The sequence below is a fragment of the Tardiphaga sp. 42S5 genome, assembly GCF_034044155.1.
In the GTDB taxonomy this organism is placed as follows: Bacteria; Pseudomonadota; Alphaproteobacteria; order Rhizobiales; family Xanthobacteraceae; genus Tardiphaga; species Tardiphaga robiniae.
The window spans coordinates 460,177-485,369 of sequence record NZ_CP139027.1 but is presented as its reverse complement, the minus strand read 5'-3'; the positions used below and the strand labels follow the sequence as shown (position 1 = coordinate 485,369).

19 protein-coding genes are annotated in these 25,193 nt (G+C 61.7%); 12 read left to right on the top strand and 7 right to left on the bottom strand.

Features of this window, described 5'->3' with window-relative positions; translation table 11 throughout:
• Positions 1 to 3 precede the first annotated feature (3 nt).
• The 3 genes from SFY93_RS02230 to SFY93_RS02220 all read right to left on the bottom strand — a co-directional run bounded on the left by SFY93_RS02230 (position 4) and on the right by SFY93_RS02220 (position 8,205).
• Entirely contained in the window at positions 4 to 1,311 is a 1,308-nt protein-coding gene (locus SFY93_RS02230; RefSeq protein ID WP_320445913.1) for an HlyD family type I secretion periplasmic adaptor subunit, read from the bottom strand.
• Positions 1,308 to 3,065 carry a type I secretion system permease/ATPase gene (locus SFY93_RS02225; RefSeq protein WP_320447670.1) on the bottom strand — a complete coding sequence of 586 codons (1,758 nt, stop codon included), beginning with the start codon at positions 3,063 to 3,065 and terminating at the stop codon, positions 1,308 to 1,310. The genes SFY93_RS02230 and SFY93_RS02225 overlap by 4 nt, the downstream gene beginning before the upstream one ends.
• Positions 3,066 to 3,231: 166 nt before the next feature.
• Positions 3,232 to 8,205 (bottom strand): cadherin-like domain-containing protein, encoded by a 4,974-nt coding sequence (locus SFY93_RS02220; protein ID WP_320445912.1) that lies wholly within the window; start codon positions 8,203 to 8,205, stop codon positions 3,232 to 3,234.
• A gap of 444 nt (positions 8,206 to 8,649) precedes the next feature.
• Between SFY93_RS02220 and SFY93_RS02215 the strand changes: the two genes are divergently transcribed.
• Positions 8,650 to 9,453, top strand: coding sequence for a transglutaminase-like cysteine peptidase (locus SFY93_RS02215; RefSeq protein WP_320445911.1), 804 nt, complete (start codon positions 8,650 to 8,652; stop codon positions 9,451 to 9,453).
• 45 nt (positions 9,454 to 9,498) lie between these two features.
• On the opposite strand, the gene SFY93_RS02210 is transcribed toward SFY93_RS02215, so the two are convergent.
• Positions 9,499 to 11,187, bottom strand: coding sequence for a methyl-accepting chemotaxis protein (locus SFY93_RS02210; protein ID WP_320445910.1), 1,689 nt, complete (start codon positions 11,185 to 11,187; stop codon positions 9,499 to 9,501).
• Between the two features lie 245 nt (positions 11,188 to 11,432).
• Between SFY93_RS02210 and SFY93_RS02205 the strand changes: the two genes are divergently transcribed.
• Together SFY93_RS02205 and SFY93_RS02200 are read left to right on the top strand one after the other, a co-directional pair.
• Complete coding sequence (locus tag SFY93_RS02205) at positions 11,433 to 12,275, top strand: SDR family NAD(P)-dependent oxidoreductase (protein ID WP_320445909.1); 843 nt, start codon at positions 11,433 to 11,435, stop codon at positions 12,273 to 12,275.
• An 18-nt stretch (positions 12,276 to 12,293) separates the two neighbouring features.
• Positions 12,294 to 12,803: a cupin domain-containing protein gene (locus tag SFY93_RS02200; RefSeq protein ID WP_320445908.1), complete on the top strand. Its 510-nt coding sequence runs from the start codon at positions 12,294 to 12,296 to the stop codon at positions 12,801 to 12,803.
• On the opposite strand, the gene SFY93_RS02195 is transcribed toward SFY93_RS02200, so the two are convergent.
• Positions 12,787 to 13,095, bottom strand: coding sequence for a hypothetical protein (locus tag SFY93_RS02195; protein WP_320445907.1), 309 nt, complete (start codon positions 13,093 to 13,095; stop codon positions 12,787 to 12,789). The two genes, SFY93_RS02200 and SFY93_RS02195, sit on opposite strands and share 17 nt — an antisense overlap.
• A 111-nt stretch (positions 13,096 to 13,206) precedes the next feature.
• On the opposite strand from SFY93_RS02195, the gene SFY93_RS02190 reads away from it, so the two are divergent.
• On the top strand, positions 13,207 to 14,010 hold the full coding sequence (locus SFY93_RS02190; RefSeq protein ID WP_320447669.1) for a DUF4886 domain-containing protein: 804 nt from the start codon (positions 13,207 to 13,209) through the stop codon (positions 14,008 to 14,010).
• Between the two features lie 130 nt (positions 14,011 to 14,140).
• Here SFY93_RS02190 and SFY93_RS02185 read toward each other — a convergent pair whose 3' ends face one another.
• Positions 14,141 to 15,367 carry an LLM class flavin-dependent oxidoreductase gene (locus SFY93_RS02185; RefSeq protein ID WP_320445906.1) on the bottom strand — a complete coding sequence of 409 codons (1,227 nt, stop codon included), beginning with the start codon at positions 15,365 to 15,367 and terminating at the stop codon, positions 14,141 to 14,143.
• 191 nt (positions 15,368 to 15,558) lie between these two features.
• Between SFY93_RS02185 and htpX the strand changes: the two genes are divergently transcribed.
• The 4 genes from htpX to SFY93_RS02165 all read left to right on the top strand — a co-directional run bounded on the left by htpX (position 15,559) and on the right by SFY93_RS02165 (position 19,141).
• Complete coding sequence (gene htpX, locus SFY93_RS02180; protein ID WP_320445905.1) at positions 15,559 to 16,491, top strand: zinc metalloprotease HtpX; 933 nt, start codon at positions 15,559 to 15,561, stop codon at positions 16,489 to 16,491.
• Positions 16,492 to 16,648: 157 nt separating this feature from the next.
• The gene (locus tag SFY93_RS02175) at positions 16,649 to 17,728 is read left to right on the top strand and encodes a DUF4892 domain-containing protein (RefSeq protein WP_320445904.1); all 1,080 of its coding nucleotides are present in this window, start codon (positions 16,649 to 16,651) and stop codon (positions 17,726 to 17,728) included.
• 187 nt (positions 17,729 to 17,915) lie between these two features.
• Positions 17,916 to 18,338 (top strand): hypothetical protein, encoded by a 423-nt coding sequence (locus SFY93_RS02170; protein ID WP_089263479.1) that lies wholly within the window; start codon positions 17,916 to 17,918, stop codon positions 18,336 to 18,338.
• A 53-nt stretch (positions 18,339 to 18,391) separates the two neighbouring features.
• The gene (locus SFY93_RS02165; RefSeq protein WP_320445903.1) at positions 18,392 to 19,141 is read left to right on the top strand and encodes a cupin domain-containing protein; all 750 of its coding nucleotides are present in this window, start codon (positions 18,392 to 18,394) and stop codon (positions 19,139 to 19,141) included.
• Positions 19,142 to 19,217: 76 nt separating this feature from the next.
• Here SFY93_RS02165 and sthA read toward each other — a convergent pair whose 3' ends face one another.
• Positions 19,218 to 20,612: a Si-specific NAD(P)(+) transhydrogenase gene (sthA, locus tag SFY93_RS02160; RefSeq protein ID WP_320447668.1), complete on the bottom strand. Its 1,395-nt coding sequence runs from the start codon at positions 20,610 to 20,612 to the stop codon at positions 19,218 to 19,220.
• Positions 20,613 to 20,888: 276 nt separating this feature from the next.
• On the opposite strand from sthA, the gene SFY93_RS02155 reads away from it, so the two are divergent.
• From SFY93_RS02155 to SFY93_RS02140, 4 genes are all read left to right on the top strand, one after another.
• A complete protein-coding gene (locus tag SFY93_RS02155; protein ID WP_320445902.1) occupies positions 20,889 to 22,298 on the top strand; it encodes an MFS transporter in 1,410 nt (469 codons plus the stop codon).
• 144 nt (positions 22,299 to 22,442) lie between these two features.
• Positions 22,443 to 23,261 carry a chromate resistance protein ChrB domain-containing protein gene (locus tag SFY93_RS02150; protein WP_320445901.1) on the top strand — a complete coding sequence of 273 codons (819 nt, stop codon included), beginning with the start codon at positions 22,443 to 22,445 and terminating at the stop codon, positions 23,259 to 23,261.
• 1 nt (position 23,262) lies between these two features.
• Positions 23,263 to 24,660, top strand: coding sequence for a chromate efflux transporter (chrA, locus tag SFY93_RS02145; RefSeq protein WP_309942014.1), 1,398 nt, complete (start codon positions 23,263 to 23,265; stop codon positions 24,658 to 24,660).
• A 105-nt stretch (positions 24,661 to 24,765) separates the two neighbouring features.
• Positions 24,766 to 25,014, top strand: a complete 249-nt coding sequence (locus SFY93_RS02140) for a hypothetical protein (RefSeq protein WP_093757628.1) — start codon at positions 24,766 to 24,768, stop codon at positions 25,012 to 25,014.
• Positions 25,015 to 25,193: the final 179 nt, after the last annotated feature.

Sequence of the window (25,193 nt, the reverse complement as noted above, 5' to 3'; positions counted from 1 at the left end):
GGGTCATTTCTCGCGGAAGGCGCGCATCAACTGATCGCTTAGCGGCTTGGCGAGATAGGACAGCATGGTGCGGTCGCCGGTCTGCACGAAGGCTTCGACGGGCATGCCGGGGATCAGGCGCACATCGCCGAGCTTGGCGACTTCCGATGCGGGCATCGAAATCCGGATCGTGTAATAGCTCTGCCCGGTGCGCTGATCCGTCGTCGTATCCGGGGAGACGCGGCTGACGGCGCCGTTGAGCTCGGGCGTGGTGCGCTGGTTGAAGGCGGAGAGTCGCAGCAGCGTCTTCTGGCCGATCTGCAGCTTGTCGATGTCCTGCGGATTGACCCGGGCTTCCACCGACAGATTGTCGGTCTGCGGCACAATCAGCATGATGGCATCGCCGGCGGTGATGACCCCGCCGATCGTGTGTACGGTGGACTGCAGCACCATGCCGTCCTGCGGCGCGCGGATGTCGATGCGGCGCAGCTGGTCCTCGGCGGTGACCTTGCGTTCGACGAATTCGCCGATCTTGTCATTGGTCTCGCGCAGGTCCTTGGAGACCTCGCTGACGAGATCCTTGTCGATCTGGAAAATCTGCAGCTCGATCTCGGTGATTTTGCCCTTGGCCTGGGCGCGGGCGGCGATGAACTGTGCGCGTTCGCCGGCGAGGCGCGCGGCGTCGCGTTCCAGCACGGTCAGGCGCGAGATCTGCACCAGCTGTTGATCGAACAATCCGCGGACGCCGACCAATTCCTTTTCCACGAGCGCGATTTCGCGGGTCTTGGCAGTCTCCTGCGCGGTGAGGCCGGCGATCTCCTCGTTGAGCTGCGCGATGCGTTCGCGGAGCTGCTGCTTCTGGCCGACGCGGCCGGTCGAGCGCACATTGAACAGTTTAGTTTCGCTGGCGATGACATTCTTCACGTCGTCATCTGCGATCTGCTCGATAAGCTGCGGTGGAAACGTAATACGATCGACGCCGCGCTGCTCGGCTTCCAGCCGCGCCGCGCGTGCCCACAATCCGTTGAGGTTCTTGGTGACGATAGCAAGGCCGGCTTTGGTGACGGTATCGTCCAGGCGCACGACGACATCGCCGGCCTTTACCAGGTCGCCGTCGCGGGCGCGCACTTCGCCGACGACGCCGCCGGTCGGGTGCTGGACTTTCTTGACGTTGGAATCGACGACCACCGAGCCGGGCGCGATCAGGGCGCCGGAGATCTGCGCGGTCGATGCCCAGCCGCCCAAACCGCCTGCGAGCACGAGCACAACGACGAGGCCGATAATGAGGTGGATTCGGATCGAGCGGCGCGGTCCTGTCAGCGGCGTAGTCATGGCTTGGCTACTCCGCCGTCGGCGACGATCTTGATCGGCTGCGCTGCCGGGCGCTGCAGCACCTGACCCAGCACGGTCTCCTTCGACCCAAAGGCCTGCATGCGGCCGTCCTTCAGCACCAGCAGCATGTCGACGCCTTCGATGCCGATCGGCCGGTGTGCAACCACGATGACGATGGCGCCGCGCGTGCGGGCCGCGCGCACGGCCTTGGTCAGCGCTTCGTCGCCCTCGGTGTCGAGATTGGAATTCGGCTCATCGAGGACGATCAGGAACGGATCGCCATACAGCGCGCGCGCCAGTGCGATGCGCTGCGCCTGGCCGGCGGACAGGACGCCGCCGTGATCGCCGACCTGCGTGTCATAGCCCTCGCGCATGCCGACGATGAGGTCATGGACGCCGGCCTGCCTTGCCGCGGTGATGATGTCGTCATCCTTCGCATCTGGATCGAAACGGCAGATATTGTCGGCGATGGAGCCTGCGAACAGTTCGACATCCTGTGGCAGGTAGCCGATATGGCGGCCGAGATCGTCCGGCGCCCATTGGTCGAGCGCCGCGGCATCGAGCCGGACATGACCGCGCACCGGCTTCCAGACGCCGACCAGCGCGCGCAGCAGCGATGATTTGCCGGAGCCCGACGGTCCGATGATGCCGAGACCGTTGCCGGCCGCGAGCGCAAACGTGATGTCGCTGACCGTGACCTTCTGCTCACCCGGCGGTGCGATGCTGACGCCTTCGATGGTCAGTTTCTGCGACGGGTTCTGCAGCTGAGTAACAGCTGCCTGATCCGGCAGAGCGTATAGCAGCCCGTTGAGCCGATGCCAGCTTTGCCGGGCGGTGACAAAACCCTTCCAGTGCGCGATCGCCAGATCGACCGGCGCCAACGCGCGGGCGCTGAGGATCGAGCCGGCGATGATGATGCCGGCGGTGGCTTCCTGATTGATCACGAGATAGGCACCGACGCCGAGCACCGCCGATTGCAGGATCATGCGCATGACCTTGGCGATGGCACCGAGACCGCCGGCCACATCGCTGGTGCGCTGATTGCCGGCCAGATAGGTCTCGTTGGCCTCGCGCCAGCGTTGCGTCAGACGCCCGGCCATGCCCATCGCGACGACGACTTCGGCATTGCGCCGGCTGGCCGAAGCAATCCCGCTGCGACGTGCCGCAAGACCGTTGGCCTCGCGCGCTGGTTCGCGGGTCATGATTTCTGTGAGGATCGTCAGGCCTACCAGCAGAACTGCGCCGACCAGCGCGGTGACGCCGATCATCGGATGGAAGGCAAAGCAGATCGCCAGATAGAGCGGCAGCCAGGGCAGGTCGAACAGTGCGCTCGGCCCCATGCCGGAGAGGAACGAGCGAACATTGTCGAGGTCGCGCAGCGGCTGCAGGCCTTCGTTGTGTCCGCCGGCGAGGAGCGGTAGTCGCACCACGGTCTGGAACACGCGAGGGCTCAGCACCTCGTCGAGCGAACTACCGATCCGCACCAGAATGCGGCCGCGCAGCAGGTCGAGAATACCCTGAGCCACGTAGAGGCCGCCGGCCAGGATGATGAGACCGACGAGGGTCGGCACGCTGCGGCTCGGCAGCACGCGGTCATAGACCTCGAGCATGAAGAACGAGCCGGTCAGATACAGGATATTGATCATGCAGCTCATCAGCCCGACGCCCAGAAAGGCGCCGCGGCAGGCCCGCAAGGCATCGCCGAGCTCGGTCCGCGCCGGCAGGCTGGAGGTACGTGACAGGCCACGCTGCATCGTCAAACCTTTACGGATCGCATGGATCGATGGTCGTCAGGTGCTGCATACCACCCGAGCCCTGATCTAACGGCTATTATGCCATCACCGGGACGATTTGTGCAGGTGGTCCATTAGGGACAGTTAATGGACCAGTCGGCCAGTGCCGAAATCCCTCCGCACGGGATCAGGCATGCAGAATGAAGTCGTTTGCAGTGAGATGGCTTATGACCACGTCCTGAAGCAGAATCGTGTTGGTCTGCACCACCGCGTCGGGCGCATCGAGATGGATCAGCGTATCGTAACCGACCTGGGTGGCGTGCGCATCGAGCCAGGCCGTCAGAGTGCTGCCAGTCGTCGGCGCATTCGGCATGTGGAGATCGATCCGGTCTTCGCCCGGCTTGAAATCCGTGATCGTATGCTGGCCCTGATTATTCGCGAAGACAAACTGATCCTTGCCAGCGCCTCCGGTCAACGTGTCCTTCAGGTAAGTCGCGAGAATGACGTCCTTGCCGCTGGTTCCCTCGAGAACAATCGAAGCCGAGTCTGACAACGCAACGATGAAATTCACCGAGTCTGATGCGCCATCGCTATCGGTGACCGTAACCGACACCTTCTCCGTGGTCGGGGGGACAGAATTGCCGGGCGCATAGGTGATACCTTGTGCGAGACTCGCATTGATGGCGGCAAAGCTCTCGGAGTTGCCTCCGACGGGTGTCGCATGGCCCCAGCCTGTTGCGGTGGTGACGGTGAAATTCCCGTTTGAAGAGTCCGCATCTGCGACCGAAATCCCCATCAGTGTGATCTGGCCGGACTGGCTTTGCGAAAAAGACAGGTTTTCCGTCGAGATCATCGGCGCGTCATTGACCGGTGCAACGTCGAAGCTGACGGTACCCGTTGATGTCGCCGTGCCGTCGAACAGCGTGTATGTGAAGCTGTCGGCGCCATTGTAGTTCGCAGATGGATGATAGGTGATAATATTGTCGGCGAGCGTCACCGATCCGCCGTGGACGCTCGTTGTACTCACTGCGGTTATAGAGAGCGAGCTCTGGTTCAGGCCAGTGTCGTTTTGCAGCAACTGCTGTGCCGTCAGCGTCGTGCCGGTGTCTTCCCGGAAAGCGATCTGTCCCGGCAATCCACCTACTTCCTCGATGAAGACACGTCCGTTATCAAAACCCGGTTCGTCGTTCCATCCAAGATTTTGGGAGTCGGTGACGCCCTCGATGTGAATGTATTGTGTATTCGCGCCACCACCGCCATTCGGCTCGAGCGGAGCCCAGTGTGCATAGTTCAAGGGCGTGCCTGCCTCGGGGCCGGTCGCCCAGAAAAAATGTCCCGAGCCATTCGCATCGTCATGGCTCACGCCTCCGAGCCAGGCGCGATAGCCGGTGGCAAGCGGCCCGACAAAGTCCTGTTCGGATTGGCTTGTAATCGTTGCGAGATAAGCACCGTCCGCTTGAGCCGTCGCTTTTGCGATGCTCCAGCTCGATGCGGTTGTAACCAATCGATAATAGTGGCCGTTATCGATGTTCAGTAGCCAGCCGTCACCAAGCGAGGGCGCCGCTGCGTTGAGGATGTGATCTTCATTTGCGATCGGCGTCGGATGCGTTAGTGTGCTGCCGCCACTGAACGCATCGCTCGTGCTGTTGAACAACGAGCCGTCATTAGCTTTGATCGAAAAAGTCGGCGTTTTGTTGCTGCCGTCCTGCACAAAACGGACGTGGTCAGCATTCAGCTCCGCTGTGGTGAAGCTCGTATCGGTCGTCCACGACCACTGCCCGTGGCTATAGTTGTAAGTTTCAAAATGACCGCCCTTCACATTGGAGACGGTGAATTTGAAACTGCTGCTGTCTGGATCGCAGATGCCGAAATTCGATGCGTGAAGCAGGACGCTGCCGCCCTGGTCCACGCTGAAGTGAGCGTTCACGATCTTCGGCGCGTCGTTGACCGGGATGAAGACCACGGTGCTGTCGACCGGATTGCTCAGGTGATTGGGTGTATCGGTGTGGTTGTCGTCGGCCGTGACGGTATATGACGGCGGAATCTCACCGCCATCATGCGTGAAGATAACCCGGCCGGCCTTCAGGTCTGCGGTGGTGAAGTGATCGGTCTCGACCCAGCTGTTTCCCTGCTTGATCTTGAACACGCCGTGTTCGATGTCGGAGACCGTGAAGGTGAAGCTGTTGTCGTCGGGATCGTTTACAAGGAAGTTCAGGACGGTCAGGACGACCGTGGCGCCTTCGGCGATCAGCAGCGGCGCCGCAAACATCTGCGGCGCGTCGTTGACGTGCTCGATCTCGATGGTGCTGCGGAACGTGTTGCTGACGTTATGCTCGCTCTGGCCGTCATCGGCCCGGATCGAGAAGGTCGCGTCGGACTCGCTGCCGTCATGCACGAATCGGACATGGCCGGCGTCGAGGTCGTCCGATGTAAATGTGGTGGTGTCGCACCAGCCGCCGTTCGCAGTCTCGATCTGAAACTTGCCGTGACGGACCTGTGAGACGGTGAAGGTGAAGTCATGGCTGTCAGGGTCGACGACGCCGATGCTGTCGGCGGAGAGAACAGTGGTGCCACCCTCGCTCAGGGCAAACGAAGCAGATTTGATCGCCGGCCGGTCATTGGTGCCGGTGACGGTGATGGTTTCAGTCTGCGTGGTCTTGCCGCCCTGGCCATCGAAGATATCGTAACTGACGGTGATGATCATCTTCTCGCCGGCAGCGAGATGATCAAATGCTTTATTTGCAGGATCGTAGGTCAGCGACGTGCCGTTAAGCGACAGCCCTGCCGGAAGATCTGTTGATGAATCGTCGTCGCCGATCGTATAGCGCACGTTGCCGATCGACAGCGTGCCGCCGTCCGGGTCGTTAACGCCTGTCAGGAGATCGACCGTGACGGCACAGTCGCCCTCGTTTGCCGCTGACGTGAGCGGCTTGTCGACGACAGGTGCAAGGTCCGAGAATTTGACAGTCTGAGTCGCTGTCGGGCTTTGGCTGTTCGGAGCTCCACTGCGGTCATCGACCTGGAGGTCGAATGATGGCGGGCCTCTGCCGTCGCTGATGAAGTGAACCCGTCCGTGCTGAAGGTCGGCCATGGTGAAGGTGATCGCCTGGCTCTCGGAGAGCGCTCGGAATCCGGCGAAGCGAAGAAGCTGGCCAGGCGGCGGATCGACGACGAAATAGCCGCCGCTCACATTGGTGACGGTAAATGTGAAGTCTGAGCCGACATCCGGGTCACTGATGGTGAAGCTCGTGGCGCCGAGCGTGACTTCTCCGCCCTGAGGCACTGTGAAGTTCGTCGATACGATCGTCGGCTGATCGTTCACGCCCGTAACCGTAATCGTCTCGGTCTGCGCGACGCTCGCCCCATGGGCGTCGATAACGTTGTAGGTGACGGTGATGGTCGCGGTCTGGCCTTCGCCGAGATAGGCAAAGGCGCTCGGATCGACATGCAGCGTCGTGCCGGTCAGTGTCACGCCGGTCGGTGCGGCCTGTTGTGCGGTGCCGCCATTCAGCGCGAACTTGACGTTGCCGACAGTCAATGTCGCCGTTTCGCCGAGATCGGCGTCGGATGCGCCGGCTAGCAGGTTGAAACTCTGCGCGCCGTCATCCTGGCTCGCTGCGGCGGTCAGTGCCGACAGCACGACAGGCGCATCATTGGAGCCATCGACCGTGAAGGTCAGCGTCTCATGGGTTGTGTCCGGCCCGGACTGGCTGTCGAAGCCGATGGTGTAGACGGCCTGCTGCCCTGCGCCAAGGAACGTGAAAGCGGCGGGATTATAGGAGACATGGCCGGTTGCCGGATCGACCACGATGAGCGTCTTGAGATCGAGTGCGGCCGGCGTGCCGCTTGGCCCGCTCGCCGAAATGATGCGCGCGGTGCCCGCCACATAGGGCGTTGCCACGTCACCAATGTCTGGATCGTTGATCTGGACCTGGTCTCTGATATCGAAACTGTTCTGGTTGACCGGCAGCGTGACGACGACGGGCGTCACCGTGATGATCGGTGCGGTGTTGAAGCGCGTGAAGGTGACGTCGATCGGCGACGTGCTGGAGCCGTCGCCCTGCAGCTTGATCGGGACGGTGTAGGGCTGGTTCGGCAGAAAATCCGGAATAATGAATTTCAAGGGATCCGGACTGGTGCCGGAATTAGGATCGCCCGGAGATGAACCGCCGCCGGGTCCGCTGCGCGGATTGGCGTTCGGAACGTAGTTCGGGAAATAGGTCTGCAGCGTTTGCTCAATGATCGCCCGTGCGATCGGCGTCAGCGGATCGGCGATGCCTGTGGATGTATCGCCATTGCCGAGCACGCTGGTGACCTGACCGGCCGCATTGACGGTGCCGATCGCCTGGCCGCTGGTCTTGCTATACAGCACATAAGAGCCGGTCACGCCGTTGGGCTCGACCAGAACCTGGAATTTCACCGGCGGTGCGCCGCCCTGTCCGGGCACCTCGAAACCGATTTCGACCAGCACGGCGGTGCCGCGAATGCCCATGGTGGCAACGGGCGTATCGACGCGCATGTTGCCATGCTTGGCAGTTTCGCCGGCAACGAAAGTGATCGTGCCCTGCACGAGGCTGAGCAAGGATGAGTTCGCCGATCCCTGGGGATCGTAGACCATCTCGTTCAGCACCATGCGTGCATTGGCCGAGAGGCCAAACACGGTGCCGTCAATGAAAGTCATGGTCAGCGATGAGTCTGCGCCAGCCTGGACCACGTCGCCCTTCTGCACGGGATCGCCGACATTGAGCGTCACAGAGACGCCATTGCGGATCGCAGTCGCGCTGCCGGCTAGCTTGCTGACGGTGCCAATGACTTGCGCGGCGGCATTGGCGCCGCCGCCGAGCTGTGCGACCTGCACTTCGCCGACAAGGGCAGTAACGAGGTCGCCGGACAGCTGCGCGCCATCGGGCGACGACAGAGCTGCGCGCAGCGAACCCTTGAAATAGTCGGAGACGACGTGTTCGTGCCCGTCCTTGGACAGGACGAGATCCACGCCGGAGCGCTTATAGTCGCCGGAGAACAGCAGGTTGGCATCCTGCACGACAATCGCGGAACCGGCCGTATGAGCGGAAAACGTATGGCCAACACTGCCGCCGCCAGCCGTTGGTTCGGCCGGAGCATCGCCAGATTGCGAAAATTCGAATGTACCCGCGTAGTTCAATTTCTACCGCGCATGGTTATGGTTATTAATTAGCTAATTTGCGAGCCATGCATACCACCGCGGGGTGCAATGCGATAGTGGACGTCTGCGCATCACTTTTTCAAGCTATCGCCCGCTTTGTGAAATTATCCGGATACCACTGATCCATATAGTGAATTTTCGTTAACGATGTTCCGAGTTCAGGCTGTGTTCCCGGTTCCGGAAATCGACGTCGCTGGAACGAATGCGTGAGGTAATATAATCCCTCCCGTACGAGTCTTTCGGCCATTTCGATAAAATTGTCGTCAAGCCCGTTAGCCCTTCTTCAGCCTGTCCGCGAACTTCGCCGACACGGCTAACCCCTTTTAATCTCGTCGAAAATTAGCCGCCTCAAGATGGCCCCACAAATGATCCGGTCACGTGCGAGCAGCCCTGCTTGCCGATGCCCGGACAGACGGGGCGTCTATGATGTGGACTTCTGCTTTTGCGCGGGTGCGCTGCGCGTCTGTGCTGGCCTTGGGGCTGGCGATTTTCGCGGCACCCACGGATCTCCTGGCCGGAACGGCCTTTCCTGACCAGGCGATCGACGCAGTCGAGCGGCCTGCGGAGCCGTTTGGCCTCGCCACATCGGCGCTGCCGGAAGGCGAGCTCAAAGCCAAGTGGCGCGGGGTGGAACGCGAGCAGGACGACGAGCAGCTTGCCGTCGAGCTCTGTGCCGAGACACCCGTCCGCTGCTCGCCTGAGGCCGCGAAGTTTCTGGATATCGTCGGCGATGCCAGTGCTCGCGACGGTCGCGCCCGTATGGGTGAGGTCAATCGCGCTATCAATCTGGCGGTTCGGCCCGGTGATGATCTTGTGCTCTATGGCGCAACGGATGTCTGGCGCTCGCCGCTGGCACTGTTCGCCACTGGTGCCGGCGATTGCGAGGACTATGCCATCGCCAAGTTCACCGCATTACGTGCCGCCGGCGTTGCGGCCGAGGATCTGCGCGTTGTGATCCTGCGCGATACGCTGCGCCAGGAAGACCACGCTGTTGCGGCCGCCCGTCTCGATGGCCGCTGGTTCATGCTCGACAACCGCCGGATGGCGATGGTCGAGGACGTCAACATGAAGAACACCCGGCCGCTCTTCGTGATGGATCGCAACGGTATCCGGCAATATGTCGATGCGCCGCTGCTGGCAGCTACGCAGCGTCCCGTTGCGGATGAAGCAGCTCTGACCGCGCTGGCATCCAGCGCCAAAAAGACATCGGGCCGCCCCGCGCTGTAAGCGGAACGGCCCGTATCCGATCGAAGCTTCGGTCCGTCGCCTGATTTAGGCAGCGCGAACCTTGGTCAGGAAGTCCGTCACCGCCGATTGCAGCATGCTGGCATGCCCGTCGAGCTCGCGCGCGCCGCTGAGAACCTGGTCGGCTGCTTGTCCCGTGGCGGAGGCTGCGGCGTTGACGCTGCCGATATTGGTGGCGATTTCGCTGGAGCCGGTCGCTGCTGCCTGAATGTTGCGGGCGATTTCGCGGGTCGCGGCCCCTTGTTCCTCGACGGCCGATGAGATCGCCATCGAAATCTCGCTCATCTTCTCGATGGTCGCACTGATATTGCCGATCGCCGAGACGGCATCGCCGGTCGTTGATTGCATGCTGGCGACCTGCGCCGAGATTTCCTCCGTCGCCTTGGCTGTCTGGGTTGCCAGGGCTTTCACTTCCGAGGCGACAACGGCGAAACCACGTCCCGCTTCGCCCGCACGGGCGGCCTCGATGGTGGCATTGAGCGCCAGGAGGTTGGTCTGTGCTGCAATCGTGTCGATCAACTGTACCACAACGCCGATCTTCTCGGCTGCGCCGGACAGGAGCTGAACCGTTGCGTTGGTTCGGTCTGCTTCGCCGACGGCCTGCCGCGCGATCTCGGTCGATTGCGCAACCTGCCGCGAGATTTCCTCGACGGAGGCGGTCAGTTCTTCCGCTGCGGCGGCAACGGTCTGTACGTTGTTCAGCGCCTTCTCGGACGCCATGCTGACGCTGGCGACGCGATCGGTGGTTTCGCTTGCGGTGTTGGTCATGGACGATGCGGTGGCCTGCATTCCGGCCGCGGAGGTCGCAACCGATTTCACGACGCCATTGACGCTTTGCTCGAAACCATCGGCAAGGCTGTTCATCGCCGACTTGCGTTCGGCGGCGACGCGCTGCTGGACGGCGACCTCTTCCTGCTCGAGGCCGTGCATGCGGATCGCGTTGTCCTTGAACACCTGCACCGTCGTAGCCATCGCACCGATCTCGTCGCGACGGCCGGCGCCGGGGATCTCGGCTTCCAGCTTGCCGTCAGCAAGATCCCGCATGCGGGTGCCGAGCTGGCTCAGCGGCCTCGTGATACTGCGGGCGATGAACCAGGCGATCAGACCGGCAACAACAGCGATACCGAGGATCGCTGTCGCCAGTGACCAGATGATCGGCGTCAGTTTCGCATCGAGGTCGTCGAGATAGGCGCCGGTGCCGACAAACAGATTCCAGTCGGGCACGGCAACCGCATAGGAGAACTTGCGGATCAATTCGGTCGTGCCCGGCTTCATGTATTCGTAATACAGCGTGACATCGCCCTTGGCGGCGACGCCGTCGCGCAACTCGCGGGTCAGCGCACGGCCGTTGGTCGGGACGTCCAGCCGGTTGGTGCCGAACTGTTTCGGATCCGGCGTCACCAGCGCGATGCCGTTCATGTCATAGGAGAAGACGTAGCCGTTGCCCTTGTCATAAGTCATCGTGCGGGCGCGCTTGACGAATTCCTGGATTGCAGCATCCTTTGTCAACTCGCCGGCTGTCACCTGCTTCTGCAGACCGAGCGCCATGTTACGAGCCGTTTCGACGATGGCGAGAACCTGCTCCATGCGAGAGCTGCGCATCTCGGCGCTGACGAGGCGCGTCGCCTGCACGCCGGCGAGGCAGAGACCGATCAGAGTGACGGTGACGAGAAGCCCGAGCTTGGCGGAAATCGGAAGGTTATTGAGCAGCTTCACGGAAAAGGTCTCCAGCAATCGCGAGCCATGCTTGGATGGCGGTACAATGCTGCACGATACGCAGATGCGTCTTAGAACTTCCTTAATCGTAATTCTCAGGACTCTCCGACGGTTGTGGCTTGGAAAGTTCGCCGCTTTACCTGCAAATTCAGCGGGCTGCGAGTCGCACTGACTCAAAATACGCCTTGCGCGGGCGCGGATTCGGGGCGTCAAATGCCGACCATAAAAACAAATGGGGAAACGATATGGGGCGTCTCGACAACAAGGTCGCAGTCATCACCGGTGCAACGAGCGGCATCGGATACCGTACGGCGGAAATCTTCATCGCGCAGGGCGCGAAAGTTGTGATTGCCGGGCGTCGTGCGCCGGAAGGCAATGCGCTTGCTTTGAAGCTCGGCGCAAATTGCAGTTTCCGTCAGACCGACGTTACCGATGAAGCGCAGATGAGTGCACTGATCGGTCACGCGGTCGAGAAATTCGGCCGCATCGATTGCCTGTTCAACAATGCCGGCGGTCCGGCGCAAACCGGTGGTATCGAAGGCCTCGACGTCGATCGTTTCGATACGGCGATGGCGACACTCGTACGCAGCGTCATGCTCGGCATGAAACATGCCGCCCCGCATATGAAGAAGCAGGGCTCGGGCAGCATCATCAACAATGGCAGTATTGCCGGCCGGCTCGCCGGCTACTCGTCCTCGGTGGTCTACGGCGCCGCCAAGGCCGCGGTCATCCATCTGACCAAATGCGTGGCGATGGAGCTCGGTGAGAGCGGCGTGCGCGTCAACAGCATCTCGCCAGGCGCCATCGCGACCGGAATCTTCGGCAAGGCGCTGGGGCTATCGGTGGAAGCAGCCGAGCAGACGCCGGCGCAAATGCGTGAGGTGTTCAAGGCTGCACAGCCGATCCCGCGCGCTGGTCTGCCGGACGACATCGCCCATGCCGCCGTGTTTCTCGCGAGCGACGAGTCGTCTTTCGTCAATGGCAACGATCTGGTGGTCGATGGCGGTGTCACGGGTGGTCGTAACTGGAGCCAGCAGCAGCAAGGCTATGTCGCGATGCGCAAGGCGTTCGGCCAGGACAATGGCTGACGGGCAGGGGAGCGAAGAATGTCCATCACATGCGATACGATCGTGCCGAGGCTGCCTGAAGCCCGCTATGTGTCTGTTGCCGTTGCCGCAGGACTGATGTGTGCGATTGCCCTTGGCAAGGCACTTCCGACGACAATGGACGCCTTGTCGATTGTTCTGGCGCCGCTTTGCGCCGTCAACGCTGGCTCCAGCGCCAATCCCGGCGATGCGGTGGAACTGATCACGTCGCATGCGCTGCCGAATGTGCCGGGAAAGCGCGTGACCATTGTGCGCGTGTCCTATGGCCCCGGCGGCTTCAGCGCGCCGCATCGTCATTCCGGCACGGTAGCAGCCTATATAACCAAAGGCGAAATCCACTCGCAGCTCGGCGGCGGGCCGGTCGAAACTTTCAAGGTTGGGCAGTCATTCTTCGAGCCGCCGGGCTCGACGCATCTCGTCTCGGCCAATGCGAGCACTACGGAGCCGGCCGAGCTGATCGCAGTGTTTGTAGCTGATGAAGGCGCGCAGCTTACTATGCCGCTGGACTAGTTGCGGTGGTCAAGGCTGACCTCTTTGGCGTGACGCGGCCATGCTGTTGCAGGAAGGACAAACCTGCGGTCGTCACTTGAACGACGGAGCCATGCCCGGCGACGTGCATGCGCGTGGCAAATCCACGGTCGATGCAGTCTTCCCACACCGTCAGTCGCGGGCACGACGTCCGCCATGCATCGAGCACGTCGGCATGGGATCTGGGTTCGCGCGCGATCCATTCCAGGAGATCAAGGATCAGGGGATCGAGGTCATGGGAATCGAGCTCATGGGGATCAAGGTTCTGGGGCATGGCGCTGTCTGCCTCCCGCAATCAGGGCCGGCGCAATCCGCACCGCCCTGTGCTATCGATACGCATATAATAAGAACCAGGAGACATTCCATGTCCAGAACTTTGCGAGTCATGCTCGTTGCTGTGGCGACCCTTGCTGCCATGGCCAGTGCGCCCGTTGCGGTGCAAGCGCAGACCAAACCCAAGGTCACGTCGCTGGGGCCCGATTTTCCGAAGACCGAGATCTTCATCGGCAACAGCTTCTTCTATTTCAACAACAGCATGCACAGCCACGTGCTGGGGATGGTGCGCGCTGCCGACCCCGCCAACAGGACGAGCTACCAGGCGACCTCGGTGACCATCGGCGGCTCCGGATTCGAGTGGCATGATGTCGAGAGTTATTTCCGCCCCAACGCCATCGCGTCCTATTCCTTCGATGATAATAACAACATCATCTTCAACAAGCGGGAGCGGCTGTTCGATGCTGCGATCATGATGGATTGCAGCCAGTGCCCGATCCATCCCAAGCTGAAGTCGGTCTTTACCGAATATGCGAAGAAGGATGCCGACATCGTCAGGGCGCATGGCGCGAAACCGGTCTTCTTCATGTCCTGGGCCTATGAAGACAAGCCGGAGATGACGCAGCAACTGGCCGAGGCCTATACGGTCGCCGGCAATGACAACAATGCCTTGGTGATTCCGGCAGGTCTGGCATTTGCGAGGGCGCGCGCGAAGCAGCCCGAGCTCAATCTGTACCAGCCCGACAGGCGTCATCCGAGCATGGCAGGCACATACCTTGCGTCCTGCGCGGTCTTCGCCGCGCTGACGGGCCGCTCGCCGGTAGGCAATCCGTATCTCGCGGGTCTCGATGAAGCGACTGCGAAGATGCTGCAGACGGCGGCGTGGGAAACGGTGCAGGATTATTACGGGAAGTAGGCCACCAGCTTCTCCCCGTCATTGCGAGCGCAGCGAAGCAATCCAGTCTTTCTTCGCCGAAGTGAAGAGCTGGATTGCCGCGTCGCTTCGCTCCTTCCAATGACGGAGGAAAGGCCTGAGCCGAGCGGGCTTAGCCCTTCTTCTGCAGATCCGGTGCATTGACGAGCGGGATCGCTACGCGTCCCGGCCCCGTCAGCGGCAATGCCGCCGCTGCTTTCTCGTTAGCCATGATCTTGGCCATCACGGCTTGCCCCGCGCGCTCGAACACCTCGCGATTCTCGATGACGAATTGCTGCGACTTGCGCAGTGATGCGATGTAACCATTGATCTCTGGCACCACATAGCGCGCCACCATGTCCCAGCTGCGCCGTGTGTTCTCCGGATTGGCCCAGTCATGCACGAAGCCGATGATGGTGCCGACACCGCCGGAGACCTGCATCAGGTTCTTGATGGTCTTGATGAGGTCATCCGGCGTGCCGATGGTCGAGGCCGCATTCTCGCCGCTCGCCGTCTTTTCCACTGCGTCCTCGGGCGAGGTGAAGGGTTGGAGGCCCGGCCGCTGCAGCGTGCCGACATTGTATTCGTTGTGCCAGCGCATCAGGCCGGGGCCGGCCTCGCGCGCGGCCTGTTCGCGCGTCTCGGCGATGTGCCAGGACAGCAGCACGCGCCAGTTGGCGCGATCCACCGTGGTGCCGTGCTTCTTGGCTGCGTCCTCCGCAAAGCCCCATTGCGTCGGCAGTGCCATCAATCCCTGCGTCGACATCGAGCCGAGCGAGATGATGCCGATGCCGTATTTGCCGGCCAGCGTCATCCCCGACGGCGAGATCTGCGACGCAACCACGAAGGGCATCTCCTCCTGCAGCGGCAGGATCTGCAGCGCGGCATCGTTCATGGTGAACCAGTCGCTCTTCGCGGTGACGCGTTCGCCGTTGAACAGCCGACGGATGATGGCGATGGCTTCGTCCTGGCGGTCGCGCTGGGTCATCGGGTCGATGCCAAGCGTATGCGCGTCGGAAGCGAGAGCCCCGGGGCCGGAACCGAAAATGGCGCGACCGCCGGTCATGTGGTCGAGCTGCACCATGCGTTGCGCGACATTGTAGGGATGATGATAGGGCAGCGAGATCACGCCGGTCCCCAGGCGAATGCGCTTGGTACGTTCGCCTGCCGCGGCGAGGAACATTTCCGGCGAGGCGATCATCTCCCAGCCCGACGAATGATGCTCGCCGCACCAGAATTCATCGTAGCCGAGCGCATCGAGCTGCTCGACGAGATCGAGGTCCCGTCGGAACTGCAGCATCGGATGTTCGCCGATCGGATGATGCGGTGCGAGAAAGGCGCCGAACTTCACGCGAGCCATAGTGTTTCCTCTTTGTAATGTTTTTTAATGTTTTCGTTGCGCGCAGCCTATGGCCACATGTCGCGGCATTCAATGCAGTCCGCTGCATGGCCGCGACGCGCTGCCGCACAATGCCGTCTTGCGGAACGATCGGGCGGATCACCATTTGATGCCTGCACCGCAGCGTTTTCCGCAGGCGGGCAGGAGGACCAATGAGCTACTTCAAAACCGCGATTCTGCTGGCTGGCATGACCGCCCTGTTCATGGGTGTCGGCTATCTCATGGGCGGCGCGTCGGGTGCGATGATCGCGCTGGTGGTCGCCGCCGGCATGAACATGTTCGCCTACTGGAATTCGGATCGCGCGGTGTTGTCGATGCACGGCGCCCAGCCGGTTGATGCACGTAACGCGCCGGACCTGTATCGCATGGTCGGCGAGCTCGCCCAGAATGCCGGCCTGCCGATGCCCAAGATCTACATCATGGACAATCCGCAGCCGAACGCCTTTGCGACCGGCCGGAATCCGGAGAACGCGGCCGTTGCCGTGACCACCGGCCTGATGCAGCAGTTGTCGCGCGAGGAACTCGCCGGCGTGGTGGCGCATGAGCTGGCGCATATCAAGCATCACGACACGCTGCTGATGACCATCACCGCGACCATCGCCGGTGCGATCTCGATGATAGCCCAGTTCGGCATGTTCTTCGGCGGCAACCGCAACAATAATGGCCCGGGCATGATCGGCCAGATCGCGCTGATGATCCTGGCGCCGCTCGCCGCCATGCTGGTGCAGATGGCGATCAGCCGCACGCGTGAATATGCCGCCGACGAGATGGGCGCGCGGATCTGCGGCCAACCGATGTGGCTCGCTTCGGCGCTGGCCAAGATCGACAACGCCGCGCATCAGATTCCCAACGAGGATGCGGAGCGTGCGCCAGCTACAGCGCATATGTTCATCATCAACCCGCTGTCGGGGCGTGCCATGGATAATCTGTTCACCACGCATCCCGCGACGCAAAATCGAATCGCAGCGCTGCAGCAGCTTGCGGGGCAGATGGGGGCACAGTCGCAGGTACCGACGCGATCCGCGCCTCAAGCAACTGGCCCGTGGAACGGCGGTCAGTCGCGTCCGCGCGGTCCGTGGGGCTAAAACCCATTTGGACTTAACGAGATTGGTCGCCGCGCAGCATCGTCCGGTTCAATGAAAACCGGGCATGGCTGCGCGGCTATTCGTTGCGCGTGAGTCCGCTTGTTTCCACCTCGTGAATCGTCATCGTGTGCGCTCCTGAAACGGGGACGCATGACTCATGCTCGGACGCATTCTGACGGTTGGCTTGTTTGTTCTGTTCGGTGCGTGTGCGGCACAGGCCGATGCGACGATTCCAAACAAGGATGTTCCCGGCGCGCGCGATAGCGCGTTGTTGAAGCGTTATGACGGTTCCTTCATCATCAGCTACGAGCGCCTCGCCTTCACTGACTTCACCATCCCGCTGTCGAAACTGGAAAAGACCGGCGATAGCGATCGCGATCGGATGAACAATCAGGTCTACAAGCCGAACAAGCTGCTTGAAGTGGAAGGCGCACGCACGCGCATCACCTATCTGCTGCCGGCCAACCGCTCGCCGCTCGAAGTGCTGCGGAACTATCAGGATGTGGTCAAAGCAGCCGGCGGCGAGGTGCTCTATAGCTGCAAGACCGATGACTGTGGTGGTGATCCGACGCGCTCGGCCGCGGGCGGCGGCGGCGATATGAGTCTGCTGATGTATTTCGTCGCTGAAGCGCAGTTGAAAGACGGTGATTTCTCCAATGGCAAATGCGCCATGGCGTCTCATCTCGACGATCAGCGCTTCTTCGCTGCCAAGATCCCGCAGGCTGGCGGCGAAGCCTATGTCACCGTGCAGACCTATCTCGTGAAGGACGATCTGTACTGCAAGGCCTTCAACGAACGCACCGTGGCCGTCGTGCATATCGTCGAGCCGAAGCCGCGTGAGCAGAAGATGGTGGTGGTGAAGGCCGACGAGATGGCGAAGACCATCGGCTCCACCGGCCGCGTTGCCCTCTACGGAATATTCTTCGATACCGGCAAGGCCGACCTGAAGCCGGAATCGTCGCCGACCCTGCAGGAGATTGCAGGGCTTCTGTCATCCGATCCGAAGCTTGCCGTGCTGATCGTTGGCCATACCGATAATCAGGGCGCCTATGACTACAATCTCGATCTGTCGCGCCGCCGCGCCGAGTCGGTGGTCGCAGCGCTCACTACGAGCTTTCGTGCAGACGGCAAGCGCCTGCGCGCAGCCGGTGTCGGCATGCTCGCACCTGCAGCATCGAATGACCAAGATGACGGCCGCGCCAAGAACCGGCGTGTGGAAGTCGTGAAGCTGAACTGATCGCAACGGATGTTGGGGGTGGGTGGGCTCGCCGGTGTCAGGTCCTTCGGATAGGCGCTGTTCTATTGGAGAAGAGATATCTCTCCAGATTCGACCAAAGCCCAATAGTGTCGAAGAGGCCCACGGGGATATTGGTATCGGAAGTTGATGGAAAGGTTGTTGCCCGGACAGATAGAAGGGTAATTGCATGACGCCCGATGCCGTCGCCTTGGCCTCTATGGTCCTTCTGATTTTCTCGATGGGCTTCTTTCTGCTGTCGTCACCGGCCTTTCTGCTGGTGAGGCTGGATATCCCGGAAGTGACTCAGTTACTGCGGGGCCTGTTCCGCTCTTATTTTCTGATGGTCGCTATCGCCGGTGTCATCGCGACAACGGCCTTTGCACTGGCTGGTCGACTGGTTTTCACCATCGGCATTGGCTTGATCGCGGCTTTTGCGATCTGGGCGCGGGGGTGGTTCTTGCGGCGGATGGATAGTCAGATGAGCGCACGAGACGCCGGTGATGCCGAGGCCGTGCGCCGGCTCCGACGGATGCATTGGGGCGGCATGCTGTCGAACGCATTCCAGCTTGCCGCCATTATCGGCAGCATCCCCTACGTCATGTCGGCCTGATCAGCCTCGCGGCACAGCGATGTGCTGACGATAAAGCGCGATGGAGAATGCAGATGAGCAAGTTCTCATGGCGGTGGTTGTCACGTCAGAAGCCTAAGCCTTCGAATGCTGGGTCTCTGGATGCCGCGCAGGGTACCGAACGATTTGCAGGCAGCGATCGGCGTCAACTGCTTCAGACGCTTTCGGTCATCGTCGGTGGCGGCGCTTTGGCTGCGCTGCCACAAAGCTCGGATGCGAAAGATGCGAGCGAGCTGCCACCGCCCAAGCGGGTCGTGACCGGCCGCGATGGCGCCGGCAAGTCGGTGTTCAAATCGTTCGATGTCACGTCCAAGGTTGTCGAGATCGATGCCAATCCCGGGCTGACATTCTACGAACTCTATATGACCGAGGGCGTGCCGCAGCTCACCGGCCTGGAGCCGGACCCGATGCTCAAGGGAACGCGCGCTTTTCCCGGCCCGGGAGGAACGATGTTTCGTCTGATTTCGTATCCGCCCAAGCGGCCCGAAGGCTGGAAGCCGCCGCCCGGCGTCACAATGGAAAGCGGGCTGCGCGAGTTGTCGGACAAGGTCCCGGGCATGGGGGATCATTTCGAGCGCGATGCACCAGGCATGCACACGTCGGATACGATCGATTACGGAGTCGTGGTTCGCGGCGAGATGACGCTGGAATTGGACGATGGTCAGAAAGTCCATTTGCGTCAGGGCGACTGCGTCGTGCAGAACGGGACACGCCATCGCTGGCGCAACCCGTTGCTGGAGCCCTGTCTCATGGCGTTCATCTCGATTGGTGGCAAGCGCAGCTAGGAGAGTGGGGCTGCCTCAGTCATTCCCGGCTCGTGCTCTCGGCTGCGCCGAGACTGTGCTCCGGAATGACAAAGAGTTACCTTGCCGTCATCCTGTTCCACGCATCCAGCCCGGCGATCTTGTAGGCCTCCGCCAGAGTCGGATAGTTGAACGTGTTCTGGATGAAATAGTCGATCGTGCCTTTGAGGTTGAGCACGGCCTGGCCGATATGGATCAGCTCGGTGGCGCCTTCGCCTAGAATATGCACGCCGAGCAGGCGGCGGGTCTTGGTCGAGAAGATCATCTTCATCATGCCGCTATCCAGGCCCATGATATGGCCGCGCGAGGTCTCGCGAAAGCGCGCGACGCCGACCTCATAGGGAATGCCCTTCTGGCGGACTTCCTCTTCGGTGAGGCCGGTCGTGGAAATCTCCGGCACCGAATAGATGCCGTAGGGAAAGAACTCCGGGGGCGCCAGCGGCTCCATCCCGAGCGCGTGGCAGGCGGCAACGCGGCCTTGCTCCATCGATGTGGAGGCCAGTGAAGGAAAGCCGATGACATCGCCCGCCGCATAGATATGCGGCACGCTGGTCTGCAGCGTTACGGGATCGACGGCAATGCGGCCGCGGTGATCGACCGCGATACCAGCGGCTTCGAGATTGAGCTGGTCGGTGGCGCCGACGCGGCCGGCGGCGAACAGCAACATCTCGGACGTGACGTTGCGGCCGTCAGCGAGCCGGGTGACGATCTGGCCATGTGCGTTCTGCTCGATCGCATTGACCTTGGAGCCGAGCCGTAGCGCGACATTGCGGTCGCGCAGCTCATGCATGAATTCGTCGATCAGCTCCTTGTCGATGAAATCGAGAAAGGTCGGCCGCGGTTCGATCAGGGTCACGGCGACATCGAGCGCGCTGAAGATGGTGGCATATTCGACGCCGATCACGCCGGCGCCGATCACCGCGAGGCTGCGCGGCAGTTTCGGCAGGTCGATGATCTCGTCGCTGTCGAACACTGTCTTGTTGTCGAACGGGACATAATCCGGCCGGAACGGGCGGGTGCCGCAGGCAATCAGGATATGGCCGGCGGAGACATTCTTGATCTCGTTCTTCTCGTTGGCGATCTCGATCTGGTGCGGTCCGGTGAAACGTGCCTCGCCGAGCGCCGTCTTCACGGCATTGCGACTGAACTGATGCTCCAGCACCTCGACTTCGTGGTCGAGTGTCTTCTGCAGCCGCACAATCAGGTCGTGGGCGTCGATGTCCTGTTTCACCCGATAGGAACGGCCGTAGAAGCCGCGCTCGCGCCAGCCGGACAGGTTGAGCACGGTCTCACGCAGGGTCTTCGATGGAATGGTGCCGGTATGGACCGAGACGCCGCCGACTCGTCGGCCCTTCTCCACCACCAGCACCGATTTACCGAGCTTGGCGAACTGGACGGCAGCGCGCCGGCCAGAGGGGCCGGAGCCGATCACGATCATGTCGTAGTCATACATCGAAGAGGCCTCGAAACCGGAAGGGCCGGCATATGCAATCGCTTCGCCATGCAGCAATCGGGCCACAGGCGGTATCTTCCTGCACGAGGAATGCAAATTCGGTGTGACTTGGACCGGGAGATCGACCTGCGAAGCCGGGCCTGCGGTCAGCGCCACCAATTCCGACGGGAGAGTTCAATTGAATAAAGCTACCTCCGAGGTAATCGACGCGATGACTGGAAGCTGGGATCAAAGTGGGCGGCTGCTTCAGGCCGAACCGTTGAGCGAGGCGCTTTCATGCACCAGATCGTTGCCAATCCTGTCGACTCCACGCGCCGCTGGTGGGTGCTGGCGATCGTCGTTGCGGCGCAGTTCATGTTTGGGGTCGATGCCTTCATCGTTAATGTCGCGATCCCGACCATCGCGGTCGAGCTTCGTGCCAGCGCGGCGCAGATCGAGGCCGTGATTGCGGTCTATCTGATCGGATACGCGACGCTGGTGATCACCGGCGGCCGGCTCGGTGACATCCACGGCACCAGGAACACCTTTCTCGCCGGCGTGCTCGGCTTCACCCTGACGTCACTGTGGTGCGGGCTCGCGCAATCCGGACCGGAGCTGATTCTGGCGCGGCTGGCGCAGGGCGCCACTGCAGCGCTGATGGTGCCGCAGGTGCTGGCCACCATCCATGTGCTGTTTGTGGATGAAGCCCGCGCCCGCGCCTTCGCTGTTTACGGCATCGTGCTTGGCCTTGCCGGCGCTGCGGGCTTTCTGCTCGGTGGTCTGCTGGTGACGATGGACCTTGCAGGCCTCGGCTGGCGTGCGGTGTTCTTCGTTAATGTACCGGTGGGGCTTGTCATCATCGCGGCGGCGTGGCGGCTGATGCCATCCGTTCCTCGCCGTCCAGGCACGTGGCTGGATATACCGGGCGCGCTGGTGCTGTTCGCCGGATTGCTCTGTCTGATCGGCCCGCTGCTGTTCGGGCACGAATTGCACTGGGCGCCGTCTGTGTGGCTGGCGATGGCTACGGGTGCGACAGTGATCGCCGGCTTCGTCAGGTTGGAGCGCCGCGTCGCGCTGCGCGGTGGCATGCCGCTGATCGATCTGGCGTTGCTCGCGGATGCTGCTTTCATGCGCGGGCTGTGCGCGGTGTTCTTTTTCTTCTTCGCCAATCTGTCATTCTACCTCGTGATGACGTTGTTCATGCAGAACGCGTTGCACATGCCGCCGCTGCGGGCCGGTTTTATTTTCGTACCGCTGGCGCTGGCTTTCGTTGTCGCATCGCGTCACAGCGGCATGCGGTCACGCCATCGTGGCACGCTGGTGCTGATCGAGGGCTGCGTGGTGCAGGTCATCGGTCTCACCGCGCTGGCTGTAACGGTGCTGGCCGTGAATGCGTCGTCTGCATCGCTGCTGGCGGTGCCGCTTGCCGTGTTCGGTTACGGCCAGGGTCTGGTCATGGCGCCGCTGTCCAGTGCCGTGCTGTCGACCGTACAAACGTCGAGCGCGGGAGCTGGCTCGGGCATGTACGGCACCACGACGCAAATCGCCAACGCAGCCGGCGTTGCTGCGATCGGCGCGGTCTATTTCGTGGTGCAATCCGCGGCATCGGCGGTCATCGCGCTGCTCGCAAGCTTCGCATTGTGCGTGTTATCGGTCACCGCCAGTGCGGGCTTTCTGCTATGGATGCGCCGCGCGGGCAACGTATAGAATTCCAGCACGGCGTTTGATCGTCCAGCACGCGCCTTGACAGGTCAATCGCGATGGCTTGATATTGGGGCATGGGGACAAAGCGATCTCCCCACGAGGCGACATGCCCAAGTATCGCGTCCCGCATTCCTGCAAGGACGCGCCATGTCATCGATTAACAGCATTTCCGTTGAAAAACTCGTTCGCCTGATCGGGACGCCGAAATGTCCCGCGCTCGTCGATGTTCGCACCGACGAGGATTTCGCCCTGTCGCCGTTTCTCCTGCCAGGTTCGGTCCGGCGGCCATTTGGCGACGTGAATGGCTGGGCCGCGGCGCTGCGCGGTCGGTCCGCCATGGTGATCTGCCAGAAAGGTCTCACGCTCAGTCACGGCGTTGCCGCGCTGCTGCGCGAGGCCGGTATCCCGGCAGAGGTTCTGGAAGGCGGATATCTCGCATGGGAGAGTGCAGGCCTGCCGCGCGTTCCCGCCGGCAAGTTGCCGCCGCAAAACCCGCAGGGCCGCACCGTGTGGGTGACGCGGGAGCGCCCAAAGATCGACCGCATTGCCTGTCCCTGGCTGATCCGGCGTTTCATCGATCCGGCGGCGCTGTTCATGTTCGTTGCGCCGTCGGAAGTCTCGGCCGTCGGCGAGAAATTTGATGCTGCACCCTTCGATATCGAAGGCGTGTTCTGGAGCCATCGCGGCGAGCTCTGTACCTTCGATGTGATGATCGAGGAATTCGGCCTCGCCACGCCGCCGTTGCTGCGGCTGGCTACCATTGTCCGCGCGGCGGATACAGCGCGGCTCGATCTCGCCCCGGAAGCGCCGGGCCTGCTGGCGGCGTCACTCGGCCTGTCGCGGATGTATGCCGACGATCTCGAGCAGCTTGAGGCTGGACTGAATCTGTACGATGCGTTCTATCGTTGGTGCCGCGATGCCAGCACCGAAACCCACAACTGGCCGACAGCAAAGACGAAAGCTTGAGATGGCGGAAGCAACTTCGGTCACACCACCAGCCATTCCCGAGCCGCAGACCCACGGCGTTTCCTTCTCGGAGGCATTTTCGGTGTGGCTGCGGATCGCGTTGCTTTCCTTCGGCGGTCCGGCCGGGCAGATCGCGGTGATGCATCGCATCCTCGTCGATGAGAAGCGCTGGGTGTCGGAGAGCCGGTTTCTGCATGCGCTGAACTATTGCATGCTGTTGCCGGGCCCGGAGGCGCAGCAGCTTGCGACCTATATCGGCTGGCTGATGCACCGGACCGCTGGCGGGCTGATGGCCGGCGGGCTGTTCATCCTTCCCGGTGCGATCTGCATCATGGTGCTGAGCTGGATTTATGCTGCATTCGGCAATGTCGGCTTCGTCGCGGCGCTGTTCTTCGGCTTGAAGGCCGCGGTGCTCGCGATCGTGCTGCAGGCGGTGGTGCGGGTCGGTAGCCGTGCACTGAAGAACGATGTGATGCGCGTGCTGGCAGCCATCGCCTTCCTCGCGATCTTCTTTCTCGATGTGCCGTTCCCGGTGATCGTTTTCGGTGCGGCAGTGATTGGCTTTCTCGGAGGTCGGGCCGGTCTGTCGGCCTTCACGGTGAGTGCGGGCCACGGGTCATCAGGCGGCGGCGACGCTGATAGTTTGCTCGGAGATCAACTTCCTCTCCATGCCCGGCCGAGCGTACGGCAGTCGCTCATCGTTGCGGTCGTCTGGCTGGTGCTGTGGCTTACGCCCGTCGCTGTGCTGCTCGTGGCATTCGGCAGCAATGACGTGTTCAGCCAGATTGCCGTTTTCTTCTCCAAGATGGCGATGGTCACCTTTGGGGGTGCCTATGCGGTTCTCGCTTATGTCGCGCAGCAGGCCGTCGATCACTACGCATGGCTGAAGCCGGGCGAGATGCTCGATGGTCTTGGCATGGCCGAAACCACGCCTGGTCCGTTGATCATGGTGCTGCAATTCGTGGGCTTCATGGCCGCCTTCCGCGCACCGGGGATGTTGCCGCCGCTGCTGGCGGGCACGCTTGGTGGATTGCTCGCGACCTGGGTGACCTTTGCGCCATGCTTTCTCTGGATTTTCCTCGGGGCGCCGTTCGTCGAAGCTCTTCGTGGCAACCGCGCGCTGAGCGCCGCGCTGGCGGCGATTACCGCCGCAGTGGTCGGCGTCATCCTCAACCTGGCGATATGGTTCGCCATCCACACGATGTTTCGGGAGGTGAAACCTGTTCGCACGCTCGGACTCAGCTTCGACATGCCGGTTCTGCAGAGCGTCAATGGATGGGCTGTCGCGCTGTCGGTCGCGGCGCTGCTTGGGGTCTTCTATCTGAGGATTGGTTTGCTGCAGATCCTGTTGGCTTGTGCAGGCGCGGGTGTGCTTTTGCACATCGTCGGTCTGGTGTGACGTCAATCGCGAAACCGTGTGCGGAACCGGTAATTGACGGCCGACGGAACAGGAACGTTTCGAACCACGTCGCGTTGAAGGCCGTTCACTCAACAGGAGCTGACCATGCGGAAAACCATTCTTGTTGCGATCTGCGCCACGGCCATCGGCGCTACTCCGTTCGCAGCCTTTGCCCAGGCGACCGGCCCGTCCGGCCAGGATTCGACCAAGATGGGCACCGGCACGACGGCGAAGGAAGGCGAGACCAAGGCCACGGGCACCCAGGGAATGTCGAAAAATAGCGCGAAGAAGGATTCCATGCACAAGGACGGCATGAAGAAAGACAAGATGATGAAGAACGAGATGAAACAATAACGCGTCATCTCTCCCCGACTCGCCCCGTATGGCGTGGCCATGTTATGGCCGGCCCTGCGGGGCTTCCTTTGCAATATAGGTAATTTCGGAAGCGTCCGTGGCGCCTCTCGTTTCGTTGATAGGTATATTGAAACCGTATTTGTTTTATTTTGCAGTGCAGCAACCATATGTCGTCGGTA